Source organism: Arthrospira sp. PCC 8006, from assembly GCF_046480465.1.
In the GTDB taxonomy this organism is placed as follows: Bacteria; Cyanobacteriota; Cyanobacteriia; order Cyanobacteriales; family Microcoleaceae; genus Limnospira; species Limnospira platensis.
Genome location: NZ_PKGG01000001.1, coordinates 19,627 through 35,022 on the forward strand (window position 1 = coordinate 19,627; position 15,396 = coordinate 35,022).

16 protein-coding genes are annotated in these 15,396 nt (G+C 42.6%); 14 read left to right on the top strand and 2 right to left on the bottom strand.

The window, feature by feature from the left end; genetic code table 11:
* Positions 1 to 180 precede the first annotated feature (180 nt).
* From B9T16_RS00115 to B9T16_RS00170, 12 genes are all read left to right on the top strand, one after another.
* The gene (locus B9T16_RS00115; protein ID WP_006618848.1) at positions 181 to 1,161 is read left to right on the top strand and encodes a DnaJ C-terminal domain-containing protein; all 981 of its coding nucleotides are present in this window, start codon (positions 181 to 183) and stop codon (positions 1,159 to 1,161) included.
* Positions 1,162 to 1,185: 24 nt separating this feature from the next.
* Positions 1,186 to 1,455 (top strand): hypothetical protein, encoded by a 270-nt coding sequence (locus tag B9T16_RS00120; protein ID WP_006618849.1) that lies wholly within the window; start codon positions 1,186 to 1,188, stop codon positions 1,453 to 1,455.
* Between the two features lie 33 nt (positions 1,456 to 1,488).
* Positions 1,489 to 2,718 (top strand): HhoA/HhoB/HtrA family serine endopeptidase, encoded by a 1,230-nt coding sequence (locus B9T16_RS00125; protein WP_006618850.1) that lies wholly within the window; start codon positions 1,489 to 1,491, stop codon positions 2,716 to 2,718.
* A gap of 116 nt (positions 2,719 to 2,834) precedes the next feature.
* Positions 2,835 to 3,710 carry an ion transporter gene (locus B9T16_RS00130; RefSeq protein WP_410243827.1) on the top strand — a complete coding sequence of 292 codons (876 nt, stop codon included), beginning with the start codon at positions 2,835 to 2,837 and terminating at the stop codon, positions 3,708 to 3,710.
* On the top strand, positions 3,701 to 3,931 hold the full coding sequence (locus tag B9T16_RS00135) for a hypothetical protein (protein ID WP_006618852.1): 231 nt from the start codon (positions 3,701 to 3,703) through the stop codon (positions 3,929 to 3,931). The genes B9T16_RS00130 and B9T16_RS00135 overlap by 10 nt, the downstream gene beginning before the upstream one ends.
* A gap of 12 nt (positions 3,932 to 3,943) precedes the next feature.
* Complete coding sequence (bioF, locus tag B9T16_RS00140) at positions 3,944 to 5,122, top strand: 8-amino-7-oxononanoate synthase (RefSeq protein ID WP_410243828.1); 1,179 nt, start codon at positions 3,944 to 3,946, stop codon at positions 5,120 to 5,122.
* A 44-nt stretch (positions 5,123 to 5,166) separates the two neighbouring features.
* Positions 5,167 to 5,850, top strand: a complete 684-nt coding sequence (locus B9T16_RS00145) for an SDR family oxidoreductase (RefSeq protein WP_006617575.1) — start codon at positions 5,167 to 5,169, stop codon at positions 5,848 to 5,850.
* 51 nt (positions 5,851 to 5,901) lie between these two features.
* Positions 5,902 to 7,194, top strand: coding sequence for an S-layer homology domain-containing protein (locus tag B9T16_RS00150; RefSeq protein ID WP_006617576.1), 1,293 nt, complete (start codon positions 5,902 to 5,904; stop codon positions 7,192 to 7,194).
* Between the two features lie 14 nt (positions 7,195 to 7,208).
* Complete coding sequence (locus B9T16_RS00155) at positions 7,209 to 8,459, top strand: peptidase U32 family protein (RefSeq protein ID WP_410243829.1); 1,251 nt, start codon at positions 7,209 to 7,211, stop codon at positions 8,457 to 8,459.
* A 14-nt stretch (positions 8,460 to 8,473) separates the two neighbouring features.
* Positions 8,474 to 9,634, top strand: coding sequence for a U32 family peptidase (locus tag B9T16_RS00160; protein WP_410243830.1), 1,161 nt, complete (start codon positions 8,474 to 8,476; stop codon positions 9,632 to 9,634).
* Between the two features lie 8 nt (positions 9,635 to 9,642).
* Positions 9,643 to 10,353: a tRNA1(Val) (adenine(37)-N6)-methyltransferase gene (locus B9T16_RS00165; RefSeq protein ID WP_410243831.1), complete on the top strand. Its 711-nt coding sequence runs from the start codon at positions 9,643 to 9,645 to the stop codon at positions 10,351 to 10,353.
* 82 nt (positions 10,354 to 10,435) lie between these two features.
* Positions 10,436 to 11,083: a cyclase family protein gene (locus B9T16_RS00170; protein ID WP_014273988.1), complete on the top strand. Its 648-nt coding sequence runs from the start codon at positions 10,436 to 10,438 to the stop codon at positions 11,081 to 11,083.
* On the opposite strand, the gene B9T16_RS00175 is transcribed toward B9T16_RS00170, so the two are convergent.
* Positions 11,054 to 11,665 (bottom strand): LysE family translocator, encoded by a 612-nt coding sequence (locus tag B9T16_RS00175; protein ID WP_410243832.1) that lies wholly within the window; start codon positions 11,663 to 11,665, stop codon positions 11,054 to 11,056. The genes B9T16_RS00170 and B9T16_RS00175 overlap by 30 nt on opposite strands.
* Positions 11,666 to 11,816: 151 nt before the next feature.
* On the opposite strand from B9T16_RS00175, the gene cmoA reads away from it, so the two are divergent.
* Entirely contained in the window at positions 11,817 to 12,572 is a 756-nt protein-coding gene (cmoA, locus tag B9T16_RS00180) for a carboxy-S-adenosyl-L-methionine synthase CmoA (RefSeq protein WP_410243833.1), read from the top strand.
* A 59-nt stretch (positions 12,573 to 12,631) separates the two neighbouring features.
* Positions 12,632 to 13,597, top strand: coding sequence for a tRNA 5-methoxyuridine(34)/uridine 5-oxyacetic acid(34) synthase CmoB (gene cmoB, locus B9T16_RS00185; RefSeq protein WP_410243834.1), 966 nt, complete (start codon positions 12,632 to 12,634; stop codon positions 13,595 to 13,597).
* Between the two features lie 94 nt (positions 13,598 to 13,691).
* On the opposite strand, the gene B9T16_RS00190 is transcribed toward cmoB, so the two are convergent.
* Positions 13,692 to 15,272, bottom strand: a complete 1,581-nt coding sequence (locus B9T16_RS00190) for an NAD(P)H-quinone oxidoreductase subunit N (protein ID WP_410243835.1) — start codon at positions 15,270 to 15,272, stop codon at positions 13,692 to 13,694.
* Positions 15,273 to 15,396: the final 124 nt, after the last annotated feature.

A 15,396-nucleotide genomic window follows, 5' to 3' on the forward strand; every position in this document is an offset into this window, starting at 1 on the left:
CTAGGTAGACTGGATGCTGATCAGGCTGGCTGATATGTACTCTGAACCCAGAAAAATAGCGACTAGACTGCTAATATAAGAGTTAATAAGTTGGGAATGGGTAAGTAAAGGTGATCTGGCTTTGAACCCAATTCCCAATTTTGTTATCTTGTAGATAAGCTAAGAAGGAGGTGCTTGCTGATGTCATCTAAAACGAACTATAAAGATTATTATGGGATTTTGGGGGTAGATAAGAATGCCAGTCAACAGGAAATCAAAAAAGCCTACCGAAACTTAGCGCGGAAATATCACCCTGATGTTAATCCTAACGATCGCACTGCGGAACAAAGATTTAAAGATATTAATGAAGCATACGAGGTTCTTGGCGATCGCGATAAACGACAGAAGTATGATCAATTTGGGAAATATTGGGACCCTTCTAGTGCGGGACCACCACCGGGAGGGGTGGGTGATTTTGACTTTAACCAATATGGTAATTTTGATGACTTTATTAATGAGTTACTAGGCAGGTTTGGGGGTAATCCTCGCCAGTCCTATGGCTATCCTAGTGGTGGCGGTTATAGTGCTTTTGATGAGTTTGGGGACTTTTTTGGTGGCGGTTATAGGGATTATGAACAAGTGCCTCCCCGCGATTTTACGGCGACATTACCTCTGACTTTTGCGGAGGCTTTTAATGGGGTGGAAAAGAAATTTAACTTGGATGGAGAAACGATTAAGGTAAAAATTCCCCCAGGGGCGAAGCCTGATAGTAAGATCCGCTTAAAAGGCAAGGGGGGAGTTAGTCCTACTTCTGGTAAAAGAGGGGATTTATATTTGACTGTTGAACTCGAAGCACATCCGTTTTTTCAGTTTGATGGAAACGATATAATTTGTGAGGTGGGAATTAGTCCAGAGGAGGCGGTTTTAGGGGCGGAAATTCAGGTTCCTACGCCGTCCGGTAAGGTGACAATGAAGGTTCCCCCAGGGGTGGCATCGGGACAGTCTCTGCGGCTGCGAGGTAAGGGTTGGCCGATTCCTAAAGGGGGGCGAGGTGATCAGATTGTGCGGTTAAAGGTGGTAGCCCCGAAAAGTTTAAGCGATCGCCAACGGCAATTATACCAAGAACTACAACAAATCAGCAGTTTTAACCCTCGTCAAAACCTAGAAAATTGGCTGAAGTAAAACAACTCACACAAAGGAGAAGCTATGAACTCTCAAACTACCTGGGAAAATTTGGTAATTAATCAAACCGGAGAGGTGCGTGACTGGGTGAAAAGGAAATTAATTGAATCGGAAAATATGGCATCTTATACCCGTCCGATTCGGAATTTTGAACGGGATGATTGGGAAAATGCCACAGTTGTCGATGTGGAAACTATCGCCTCTGAGGTGGTAGATAATAAACCAGAAAGGTTATGGCGCAAGGTGAATGGCTGGTTTAAAACAGCTAGTGATATTTTGTGGCCGGCAATCTAAAATATAATCAAATGCTTGTTGAGAGGCTGGTTAATGCAAGACAAAAAAGGATCTAACTTTTTGGGTCGGTTTGGCGGTTATGCGATCGCCATTGTGTTGAGTGTAGGGTTAACTTTAGGATTCCTGCGATTGTTTCCTGATTGGTTAACCCCTGTAGCCCAGGCGACCATTAAGCAGGAGGTGGTAAGGGGGTCAACTACCCCACCGGAAACGGTGGCGCTTGTCCCCCAAAGGGTCGGAAATTTTGTTTCCGATGCTGTCAATCGTGTGGGTCCGGCGGTGGTGCGATTGGATACAGAAAGGACTGTTTCTACTAATATTCCTCAACCTTTTTTTGATGATCCATTTTTCCGGCGTTTCTTCGGGGAAGATATGCCACAATTTCCCCGGGAATATCAACAACGGGGACAAGGTTCGGGTTTTATTGTGGACAGTAATGGCATGATTTTAACTAACGCCCATGTGGTCAGAGGTGCGGATAAAGTTACTGTCACGCTGCGAGATGGCCGCGAATTTCAAGGAGAAGTTAAGGGGGCTGATGAGCCTTCTGACTTAGCTGTGGTTAAGATTAATGGCAATAATTTACCTGTGGCTAAGTTGGGTAATTCGGCGGAAGTACAGGTGGGAGATTGGGCGATCGCTGTTGGTAATCCCCTGGGATTAGATAACACGGTGACTTTAGGAATTGTTAGCACTTTAAACCGTCCTAGTTCTCAGGTAGGAATCCCTGATAAACGCCTAGAATTTATCCAAACTGATGCAGCTATTAACCCTGGTAATTCGGGGGGACCCTTGTTAAATGAACAAGGGGAAGTAATTGGCATAAATACAGCGATTCGCGCCGATGGTCAAGGGATTGGTTTTGCCATTCCTATTGATACGGCTAAGGCTATTAAAGACAATTTAGCCAGGGGTGAAAGAATCCCTCATCCGTTTATTGGTATTCGGATGATTACTTTAACGCCAGAATTAGCTAAGGAATTTAATAGTGATCCTAACTCGATGGTGATGATTCCTGAAATTGAGGGAGTTTTGGTAGTGCAGGTTATTCCTGACAGTCCAGCCGCCAACGCCGGTTTACGTCGCGGTGATGTGGTGACTAAAATTGATGGTAAATCCATTACTCAAACAGACCAACTACAGAAGGTTGTCGAAAAAGCCCAAATTGGGAAGCCTTTAAGACTGGAAGTTAGGCGGGGAAATGCTACGGAACAAATCGCGGTGCGTCCTGGGGAACTACAGGATGCTAATGTGAGTCGGTAACACTGGGGCTATTCCCTAAGTTGATAATTCTGAAAGTGGCGATCGGGTAATGATTACGCGATCGCTACTTTTCGTGTTTTATAATAAAATCATCACATTAGCTGGGTTTATGAATAATGCTACCAAAATTCAAAAGACGACTTTTCCTCATTTTAGAAGTCTGGACTATCCATGATTCATTTAGTAAGATTTTCGATTTTTTTATTATTATTTTAATCGTCCTCAATGTCATCGCAGTTTCTTTAGCTACTGTGGCTGATTTTAGACAAAGATATTATGTTTTATTCCAAAACTTTGAATATTTTTCCATTGCTTCCTTTACCATCGAATATATTTTGAGGCTGTGGTCTTGTACAATCGATGAACATTATAAGCATCCATTTTGGGGACGAATTAAATATATGTTAACCCCTTTGGCTTTAATTGATTTAATAGCAGTTTTACCCTTTTTCTTGCCGATGATGATTCCCGATATGAGGGCGGCGCGTTTATTTAGATTAATTCGATTTTTGCGGTTTTTTAAATTAACTAGATATATGAAATCATTAAACATGATTAAAAGTGTTTTAAACAATAAAAAAGAAGAGTTAATCATGACCCTAGGAATGGTGATAATTTTGTTGTTTTTCTCCGGGAGTCTCATCTATTTTTTGGAAAATGAAGCCCAACCGGAACAGTTTGCTAATATTCCCTTAGCCATGTGGTGGGCGGTAGTGACATTAACCACCGTGGGATATGGTGATGTTTATCCCATTACCCCCTGGGGGAGATTATTGGGGGCGGTTCTAGCCATCACTGGTATTGGTATTATTGCACTTCCCGCAGGTATTATCGCCTCTGGCTTTGCGGAGGTAATTGAGGAAAGAAAAGCCCAAAAATATGAAGTCACTACATTTATATGCCCCCACTGTGGTAAAATGATTAATAGTAATGACCTCAAAAATGCCCGTCATCGAATCAAAAAAGAGGAGATTATAGAAGAATGGGACTAGAAAGAAGAATGTCTAGGCAAATGTTTGACCCCACCGAAGTGGTGGAACTGCGCCAGATCTGTTTTACCCCTAATCGCATTTGGGAAGCCGGACAATATATGGTGGGTGAGTTGCCAGATATTGCCTTTGATATGGGATTAGTCGAAAGGCTGCCTCCTGTGCGTGGCAATAGTGCGGATATCGATACTATTAACCCCTCTGAACATTTATTCCCCGATTAAAAAATACGAGTTATGGTTAAAGATGCTTATGGGTGGATGCAGCGATCGCTTAATACTATTCACCAGGCTAATTGGTATCGTTCCGTTACACCCATTACGAGTATTCCCGGTCCGATAATTACTGTAAATGGGCGAGAAATGCTCAATTTTGCCAGTAATGATTATTTAGGTTTAGCAGGAGATAAACGTCTAATAGAAGCCGCCATGAACGCGACCAGTGAGTGGGGAACAGGAACCACCGGCTCGCGACTTTTAACCGGACATCGGGAATTACACAGACAGCTAGAATTGGCGATCGCTCACCTGAAAAATACCGAAGATGCCATAGTTTTTAGTTCCGGTTATTTAGCTAATATTGGCACTATTAGCGCCATAGTTAATCAGCGAGATATCATTCTCTCTGATGAGTATAACCACTCCAGTTTAAAGATGGGGGCAAAACTCAGCGGTGCGACCGTTTTTAACTATCCCCACAACGACATTAATCACCTAACCAACCTGTTAAAAAATCATCGCCACCAATACCGCAGAAGTCTAATTATAACCGACACTCTGTTTAGCATGGATGGCGATTTATGCCCCCTACCACAATTAGTAGAACTCGCCCAAGAGTTTGATAGTATGTTATTAGTCGATGAAGCCCACGCTACCGGAGTTTTTGGAAACACTGGCGCGGGTTGTGTCGAATACTTCGATTTAACCGGGACTCCCCTGTTACAAATGGGAACCCTAAGTAAGGCTTTAGGAAGTCTGGGAGGTTATGTAGCAGGTTCAGCCACAGCCATTGATTTTTTGCGAAACCGCGCCCCTAGTTGGATTTATACAACGGGTTTAACTCCAGCGGATACAGCAGCCGCTTTAACAGCAGTTAAAATTGTGCAACAAGAACCCCACCGACGCGCCCAATTATGGGAAAATGTGGCAACTATTCAGCAAAAATTAGGGAATATTGATAATTCTGAAAATCCCAATTTTTCCGGCTTTACCAGTTTTACTTCCCCGATTTTATGCTACCACCTAAAAAATGCAGCGATCGCTTTACAGGTAGCCCAAMAATTACAACAGCAGGGAATTTTTGCCCCCGCTATTCGCCCCCCCACCGTCACCACCAGCCGCCTGCGGATTTCCTTAATGGCAACCCATGAACCAGAACATATTGACAGATTGATAGAGTTTATGATGGCAATTTAAACGATTATCTGTTAAACTAATTAATGGCTAAATAGGAGTTAATGATGAGTAAGATTATTTTAATTACTGGAGTCAGTCGAGGTTTAGGTAGAGTTTTGACCGAGAGTTTTATTAATTTAGGGCATACCGTTATTGGTTGCGCCCGTTCCCCGGAACCCATAGACCTACTGAACCAACAATATGGAAAACCCCATGATTTTCAAGTAGTTAATGTCGAAGACCATCAATCAGTCGAAAATTGGGTTAACCACCTATTAAAAAATTATCCTGCCCCCGATATAGTTATTAATAACGCCGCCATTATTAATCCACTTGCGCCCCTGTGGGAAGTGCCACCCCATGAATTTAATCAGGTAATTGATGTCAATATTAAAGGAGTAGCAAATGTTATCCGTTATCTAGTCCCCGCCATGATTAAACGGGGTAGCGGTATCATCATTAACCTGAGTTCCGGTTGGGGGCGATCTACTTCTCCCCAGGTAGCCACCTATTGTACCTCAAAATGGGCGATCGAAGGGTTAACCCAAGCCCTCGCCCAGGAACTTCCCCCAGGGTTAGCAGCCATTCCCATGAGTCCGGGAATTATTCACACAGATATGTTAGAAATTTGTTATGGAGAAGATGCAGCCGCTTTTACTTCCCCACAGGAATGGGTGAAAAAAGCAGTTCCTTTTATTCTAGGACTGAGCCCCAAAAAAAATGGGGTTCCCGTAACTGTCCCCAATTAAATTATCAGCCATTTCCTTGAGTAATTATCAACCCATTGAGAACCTAAAATCGTGAAATATTCCCGCCCATATTTAATCAAACTTATCCCCATAATTGGCATAACCGCCCTATTAAGTAGTTGTGCCAACAGTACCCTAGGAGACTCCTTACAACAATCTTTAGAAGCAGATCCACAACTGCAAGAAAATCAACCTTTTCAGGAATCTACTGATACCGAAAATCAGCAAATTTCCCCCCCGGATGATTTTCTCAAATTACCCGCTAATTTCCCCCAGGAAATCTCCATTTATCCCGGTTCCAGCTTACAAGATGTTACCCTCGCAGCCAGCGATACACAAAAAACTTCAACAGTTTGGGGAACCACCGACTCCATTGATTTAGTCAAAACCTACTATCAAAATAGATTGACATCAGATGGCTGGGAAATAGTTAGCAATAGCGACCAAGAAAGTGATGGTTTGTTGGTGGCGACCAAACAGGATTTACAGGTAACAATTAACCTGCAATTGGAGCAAGTATTAGAGGGAAAAACTAAGTTTTCTATAGACTATTCTCGCGACCCACAAGCGATCGCTTCTCAACCCGAAACTACCCCCTCCGAGTCCCCAGAGTCTCCTGACCCTACAGCTACCACTTCAAGTCCTACCCCAGAATCTGAAACTACTCCCACCCCCACCCCCACCACTTCTACAACTAGCGACATTCCCCAGGAATTAAAACAGTTTGCCATGGATGTCGCCCAAATAGGTATTTTTGAGCAAAATTTTCCTAATCCTAATCAAGCTATTACCAGGGGAGAATTTGCCCGTGCTTTAGTCCAAGCTAACAATAAAATTTATGCTGATATTCCCGGTAGACAAATTCGTTTAGCCATTTCTAGTAGTCAACCTGTATTTACCGATGTTCCCGCGAATCATCCATATTTTTCCGAAATTCAAGGACTAGCTGAAGCTGGCTTAATTCCTAGTTCTTTATCAGGGGATTCTACCGCCGTGCAATTCCGTCCAGATGCACCCTTAACCCGCGAGTATTTAATCCTTTGGAAAGTGCCCTTAGATACTCGCCAAGGCTTACCCCAAGGAACTGTAGATGCCGTTGAACAACGTTGGGGATTTCAGGATGCCTCGAAAATTAATAGTAATGCAATCAGGGCGATTTTAGCAGATTTTGATAACGGAGATAATGCTAATATTCGGCGCGTGTTTGGATTTACTACCCTATTTCAACCGCAAAAAACTGTCACTAGGGCGGAAGCAGCGACAGCTTTATGGTATTTTGGATTTCAAGGAGATGGACGAACCGTTAGAGAGATTTTAGAAGTTAATCAGACACCCGTTAGTTAAGCAGTTTTTTTGTTATGTGGAAACCAGAACTATTAGCCCCAGCCAAGAATTTAGAAAGATTACAAGTTGCTATTACCTATGGCGCAGATGCTGTCTATCTGGGCGGTCAAAATTATGGATTGCGGGCTAGGGCTGATAATTTTAGCCCCGAAGAATTACACAGAGGTGTCACATTTGCTCATCAACAGGGTGCTAAAGTTTATGTAACTTTAAACGCTTTCCTTCATGATGAAGATTTTCGCGAATTTGGGGATTATTGTCAACTATTAGAACAGCTCAATGTGGATGCAGTCATTGTCTCCGATTTGGGAGTTATGCGAGTTATTAAAAACTGTTCTAATCTGAAAATTCACCTATCAACTCAGGCTTCCTGTTTAAATGGATATGCAGCGAGACTCTGGACGAGATTTGGGGTCGATCGCCTAATTTTAGGTAGGGAAGTTAGCATCCCCGAAGCTGGTCAAATTCGGGCTAAATTCTCAGCCGAAAATACCCAGAAAGCGCCCTTAGAAATAGAGATGTTTATTCATGGGGCGATGTGTATGGCATATTCTGGACATTGTACCATTTCTAATTATACCGCCGGACGGGATTCTAACCGAGGTGGATGTATTCAATCCTGTCGCCTTCCTTATCAACTATCTTCTGAGGCTTCCCCAATTACCTTTATGTCCTCCAAAGATTTGTGGGGTATCTATCAGGTGGGTGATTTTTTCAAACATCACATTTGTTCCCTAAAAATTGAAGGACGGATGAAATCATCCTTTTATGTAGCGATGACTTGTAAAGCCTATCGTCGGGCGATTGATGCTTATTCTCAAGGTGAGTTAACCCCGGAATTATTGCAGGAAATAGCGGCAGATTTACAGTCAATTCCCCATAGGGATTATTTTTCTGGTTCCCTAGAAACGGCGGCGGGTGATGGTTCGGTTTTTGAGCAAGCCGCCGGAAATAATACCGGAACTCATGATTATTTAGGGATGGTTTTAGATACGACTGAAGAGGCGATCGCTATCAAATTGGTAGAACCTTTATCTGTGGGAGATAAAGTCGAGTTTATCCTTCCTCATAGTCAGCCCATTAATTATCAAGTTAATCGCTTATTTTCCGTCGTGGGTGAGGAGATTAATTGTATGCGAAAAGATGGGATTGTTTGTATCCCCAAAGTCCCCAAATTGGCGCAAGTTAACCAACTGCATTTGCTGAGATTATCTCCATCTAAAGTGGAAATAACAGCCCCATACTCTATGGTTACTGGTAGTTAATTAGGGAATAATTGATGCTATTTAATACTTTTGTGGGTAGTTTAGAGGACTTAGATAGATGCGCTAGGGTAGCTAATTTAGGGGAGGTTTTATTAGAACCTTTTTTATTGGCTAGACAGGGAAAGTTAACCGAGCCAGAGGTGTTTTTTCTGGCGGAAGAGGCGAAAAAACGGGGGTTGCGTCCGGTTTTGGTCTGGGATATTTTAATGACCGAAGGGGTGATGATGCAAATTGTCGATCGCCTCTGTGATTGGGATCTCCTAAATTTTGCCGCTATTCGAGTATGTGATCCCGGCGCGGCGGAATGGTTAATGGTTCATTATCCCCAATTACCTATTCAGTTAATTGTAGAGACAGGAAATCATAATTTTGAGGCGTTAATAGGATGGTGTCAACTGTTCGCTGGATGTTTAGAACGTCTGATTTTATCAACTGAAATTCCCGAAAATAAGTTAATTGAATATTGCCGGAAATTACCCGTACCCTGTGAAGTATTGGGGGTGGGGAGAATTTTGCTTTTTTACTCACCCCGATCGCTATTAGCTGAACATATATCAGAGGAGAATAATCAAGGTTTTATTGAAGTGAAAGCTATGGCTGAAGAAAATGGCGATCGCCCCCTTCCTGCGGTAGAAACTCACCAGGGAACTTTTCTATTTTTAGATAAAGATTGGTTTATTTTAGATCAACTAGAGGGACTAGAAAAGGCTGGTTTACATAGCCTGCGCCTAGACCTCAGACATTTGGGGAAAAATGGTAATTTAGCCCCAGATATTGACCAGATATGTGAGCAGATTTTCACCGACCCAGTAACCCTTAAAAAAAATTGGCAGACCGAAGCGCGATCGCCATTTTTTAAAGCTAATCGCACCACCTCTATTTTCTCCCGAATGAAGTCAAAATCTAAAATTTCCCATTATCGCAATGATTCATGTGTCGCCGAAGTTTTGGGGGGAGAAAGTGGTAAATATATCGTTTTCCAAGTCCTACGTCCTTTTGATATCTCCGAAATTAATCAAGTGGTAATTCCCACCGGAGAAAAAGTTGATATTCCTGAAACTGTGACATTTAAAAATCTCCAAGGAGACCCAATCAAAAAAGGCGATCGTGACCAAATTATCATCACAGACTGGATTAAAAAAGTTACCCCAGGTAGTTTAATTTTACGCAATTAATCCTAGGTATGGTCAGCCATAAATTTCAGTTTAAACAGTTTACCATTTTTCAGGATCGCTGTGGGATGAAAGTCGGCACAGACGGGGTAATATTAGGAACCTGGACAGATGTAAAATCTGTCGATAATATCTTAGATATTGGGACGGGAAGCGGATTAATTGCTTTAATCTTAGCCCAACGTTCACCAGCGAAAATTGATGCTGTAGAAATTGATAGAGATGCTTATATACAAGCCAGTGAAAATATAGCTAATTCCCCTTGGCGATCGCGCCTAAAAATTCATCATAATTCTATCCAACAATATGCGGATTTCTGTGATATACAATACGATTTAATCATTTCTAATCCCCCCTTTTTTGCCAATGCTTATAAACCCAATAATCATCAAATAGCCCTCGCCAAACATAGCGACAGCCTCTCCCAGCTAGATATTTTACAAGTAACGACCAAATTATTAAAACCCACCGGGAAACTAGCAATAATTTATCCCACAGCAGCCGCCATCAACTTTCAAGACATAGCCCCAACCTTCGGATTATATTGCGATCGTCAATTGTTAATCAAACCCACAGCCACACATTCCGTTAAACGCATCATTATGGAATTAAGCAAACATCAAAAACCCTGCCAGACACACACCTTAATAATTGAAAAATCCCGACACATTTACAGTGATGAATTTATCGCATTAATCCGTGATTTTTATTTGAAATATTGAAGTCTCTAATTATTATTAGATGAATAGTAAGATAACTCATGGTATAATTAGAGCAAGGTTGTCAATTCCTGGGGTTATCAACATGGTAAAAATACTCGATATTTCCGTTGGTCTACACTCCCAACTCCCCACTTGGCCAGGAGGTTTAAACTTTCAACTAGAGTCTACCAAAACCATTGACCAACATGGGGTAAATGTTTCTAAAATGGCAAGCAGCGTTCATGTGGGAACCCATGTAGATGCTCCCTCTCATTTTATTGATGGTGGTCCTACTGTTGAACAACTATCATTAGAGACGTTAATCGGGCGGGCTTTAGTAATTTCAGTGGCTGATGTTACCGCAATTACTGCTAATTTATTAAATCAATTAAACATCCCCAAAGACACGGAAAGAATCTTATTTAAAACTGCTAATTCTCAGCTTTGGGAGCGAGGAATATCGGAATTTAAACAAGATTATGTTGCCTTAACTGCTGATGCAGCCCAATGGGTGGTTGATGCTGGTATTCAATTAGTCGGTGTTGATTATCTGTCAGTTCAAAGGTTTAATGATAGTCCCTTAACTCATGAAATATTACTGACTGCAGGAGTGGTTATTTTAGAAGGCATTAATTTAGCGGAAATTGCACCTGGAGAATATCAGTTAATTTGTCTCCCTTTAAAAATTATCGGGTCAGAGGGTGCGCCAGCTAGGGCGGTTTTATTGCCATATAACTGTAGCAATGGCTAAGATACCAAAACTGATAATTATTAGCCCAGATACTCGATTAACCCATTGAAAAATAGTAGAATTTAAGCGATCGCGAAATAATTCAATGAACCCCACCAACAGTAACCACCAGAGGGCGGAACCCAAAAATACTCCTAACACTAACAAAGTGGCATCAAAATAGTTATTGGTTTCCCCTAAACCCAAGCCAGAAAAAATAGCAATAAACCCTAAAATAGTCATGGGATTAGTGAGAGTTAACAAAAAGGTGGAAGCATAAGCACCGAGTTTATGGTTAATTTTAGCAGACTCATTAGCTGGCTTATCCCCAAAAATTTTGCAGCCCAAATAGCATAAAAATAAACCGCCCAATATTCTTAATAATGTTTGTTGACCCAGGAGTAAACTAGAAATTGCTGTGAGTCCAAAACCAGCCATAAAGCCATAAATTGCATCAGCAGTAGCCGCCCCCAAACCGGACACTAAGCCAACTATTTTACCTTGAGTCAGAGACCTCCTAATACACAAAATTCCAATGGGTCCAATGGGGGCAGCAATGGAGAAGCCAATAACTAAACCCTTAGCCAAAAACATAAGATTCATCTGGGTATTTGATGGTTGAACTATTACATGATATTATCAAATATATCAATTTCAGAAATTATCAGTAATGTCTGTTACCGTCATTATTGATGTTGGGGAAGCAGGTTGGTTGTAAAATATGGTTGTATGACCCGATATGGAAAATTAAATTATGACTAACTTCTGGGATACAGAACTTTATCTAAGTTCCGACAAAGACCAACTATTTGAACAGGAAATATGGCCAAAACCTTTTACTTTTAATGAAGATGTGGTGCGGGTTTTTGATGATATGGTTTCCCGTTCGGTTCCCCTATATAAAGAAGTGGTTGCCTGTGCGGTACAATGGACTAAAGCCTATTATCAACCTGGTACTAAAATTATTGATGTGGGTTGTTCAACGGGGACGTTTTTAGAGTTACTGGGGCGATTTTTAAAAACACCTGCTACCCTAGTTGGTATTGACAACTCGGAACCCATGTTAGCGAAAGCTAAGGAAAAGTTATCAGGTTTAGAAGACACCCACCACATAGAGTTAATCTGTGAAAGTGCGGGAAATAGTAGTTTTGAAAATAGCAGTATTGTGGTGATGAATTATACCCTACAATTTCTGCCGGTTCACCAAAGACAACAGGTTTTAAATGCGGTTTATGAAGGGTTAGTGCCGGGTGGTTTATTATTTCTGAGTGAAAAACTACGATCGCCTTATCCCCAATTCCAGGAAACCATGACCCGCCATTATGAAGCCTTTAAAACCAGAAACGGCTATGCGACAAATGAGATTGAACGCAAAAAGGAAGCCCTAGAAAATGTCTTAATTCCCCTCACTCAAATGCAACAGGTAGCCATGCTGCATGACAGTGGATTTGCGGCGGTGGATTCCTTATTAAAGTTTCACAATTTCACCTCATTTATTGCTATCAAATAACCCCCAATGACCCTTGGCTAATTATTGATGGAAAATTGACAGCGAATAAGGATTGTTATATGTACCATGCTGATGATTATTTGGCTGCCTATGATATCGACATTAACCGTGATGGGATTCAGCAACAGCGCCAATATGCTTATCCTCGGTTATTTGATGATAAAATAAACCGGTATAGAGAAGCAGTAGAAGCAGTTGAGGATATCCAAACTCAATGGTTTGACTTGTCGGGTTCGGTGGTGAAAATCGGACGCTTGGGGGAACTTTCCGCAGACCAGCAACGGCGGTTTGAGGCGACATTAAAAACTTTTTGCCCCTGGAAAAAAGGGCCTTTTGAATTATTTGGAACGCTGATAGATGCGGAATGGCGATCGCATTTAAAATGGGAGAGAATTACCCCCCATATTCAGCCCCTAAAACAGCGAAAAGTAGCGGATATTGGCTGCCATAATGGTTATTATATGTTTCGCATGGCAGACCAGCAACCCGATTGTGTAATTGGCTTTGAACCCTACGCCAAACACTTTTGGAACTTCCAACTAATGCAAAACCTAGTCCGTCAGTCAAACCTACATTTTGAATTATTAGGAGTCGAACATATAGATTATTATCCCCAATTTTTCGATACCATTTTCTGCTTAGGTATTCTCTATCACCACACCGACCCCATTGGTTTATTGAGAAAAATGCGGCAAGCCTTAGCGCCAAAAGGAGAAATCATCATCGACTGTCAGGGTATCCCCGGAGAAAAAGCGATCGCCCTCACCCCTCGCCAACGCTACGCCAACGCCAAAGGAATTTGGTTTCTCCCCACCCAGTCCTGTTTAGAAACCTGGATGATTAGGGCAGGATTTACTAAAGTTCGCTGTATTTTCGCTTCACCTTTATCAGTAGAAGAACAACGGCGGACTACCTGGGCTAMTATCGACAGTTTACAGGAGTTTCTCAACCCCGAAAATCCCCAAGAAACCATGGAAGGATACCCCGCCCCGTGGAGATMTTATGCGATCGCCCAACGGGGGTAATTACTGCCAACCGCTATGATTAGGGGCGAGTTTAGCCAGATTTGCGAGCAACTAAAAAGCTGTCGATATCACCCGCCCCTAAACCAGGTGATTACTAATCCTGAGCGATTATTGCCGGACTAGAAATAACATCAACAGTTGCCACAGTTTCCGCCTGCGAAATTGCCGCCTGTTGGAATATGGGGCTACGGCTAACAGAATCATTAGCCAGGGTAAACAAAGGATTAGATAAAATCCCCGCCAGAGAGGTGACAATTACCGACAAAACCAAGCCCACCTGTAAGGGGCGCATCCCCGGCAAATTCCAGCGAATTGGCGGATAATTTTTCACCACATCAGACATTTCGTGAGGTTCCTTAACCACCATCATTTTCACTACCCGAATGTAGTAGTAAATGGAAACCACACTGGTAACTAAACCCAGTAAAACCAGGGCATATAACCCCGCTTGCCAACCGGCCCAGAATAGATAAATTTTCCCAAAAAATCCAGCCAAGGGAGGAATACCACCCAAAGACAACAGACAAATACTCAACCCCAAAGTTAGTAGGGGGTCTTTTTGATACAAACCGCTATACTCACTAATTTGGTCTGTACCCGTCCGCAGGGAGAACAGAATCACGCAGGTAAAACCGCCCAAGTTCATAAACAGGTAAATCAACAGGTAAAATACCATGCTGGAATAACCCGCCTCAGTTCCGGCAATTAACCCAATCATGACAAACCCCGCCTGGGCGATAGAAGAATAAGCCAACATCCGTTTCATGCTGGTTTGGGCGAGGGCCACGACATTTCCTAAGATCATACTGAGGATGGCCAGGGCAGTAAACACAAAGTGCCACTGTTCCGACAATACAGGGAAAGCATTTAATAACAGACGAATTGCCAAAGCAAACCCGGCCGCCTTGGACCCCACGGAGAGGAATGCGACCACCGGAGTGGGTGAACCTTCATAGACATCAGGAGTCCACTGGTGGAAAGGAACCGCCGATATCTTAAACGAAATTCCCGCAATTACAAATACTAAAGCAATTATCAGCCCCAGAGAGTCACTTACTCCGTTATTAGCAATGGCTTGGGCGATCGCATTTAGGTTAGTTTCGCCGCCAGATAGACCATACAGCAACGATAAMCCATACAGGAACACGGCCGCACTAGCTGCCCCAATTAGCAGATATTTCAGCGCCGCCTCATTCGACCGAGGGTCTCGTTTAGCGTATCCTGTCAGCATATAAGAGGAAATACTGAGAGTTTCCAGGGACACAAAGATCATCACCAACTCATTAGCCCCAGACAGGAACATCCCCCCCAGAGTCGCTGTCAGCAAAATACAAATAAATTCTGCTAAAGCGGTTCCCGTTTGTTCAATATAGCTAACGGACATCAAAATTGTCACTGCCGCCGACAGGGCAATAATTCCCCGGAATACAATACTGAGGGGATCAGCATTAAAACTCCCCAAAAACGCCAGGGTGTTGGTACTATCCCACTGGGAGTATAAAGCCACGATAGACAGCAGCAACCCGCCAATAGCGGCATAGGGTGTCCATTTAGCAGATGCTGTCCGCCCTACAATTAGATCACCGATTAAGACCACCATCAAAGTGATCAATACAATACTTTCTGGTAAAATCGCCCCAGCATTCAACTGGGCCGCTAGATTAGAAAAATCCATAGGTTCCCACAGCAATTAAATTCACACACTTTAACATTTTGCCCCTAGGGGGACAGTCTTGGGTCTGTTAGCTCTCCGATTTTACCACCTGTTGGGTCTCTTTAGCTCCCTACCGGAACCCAAG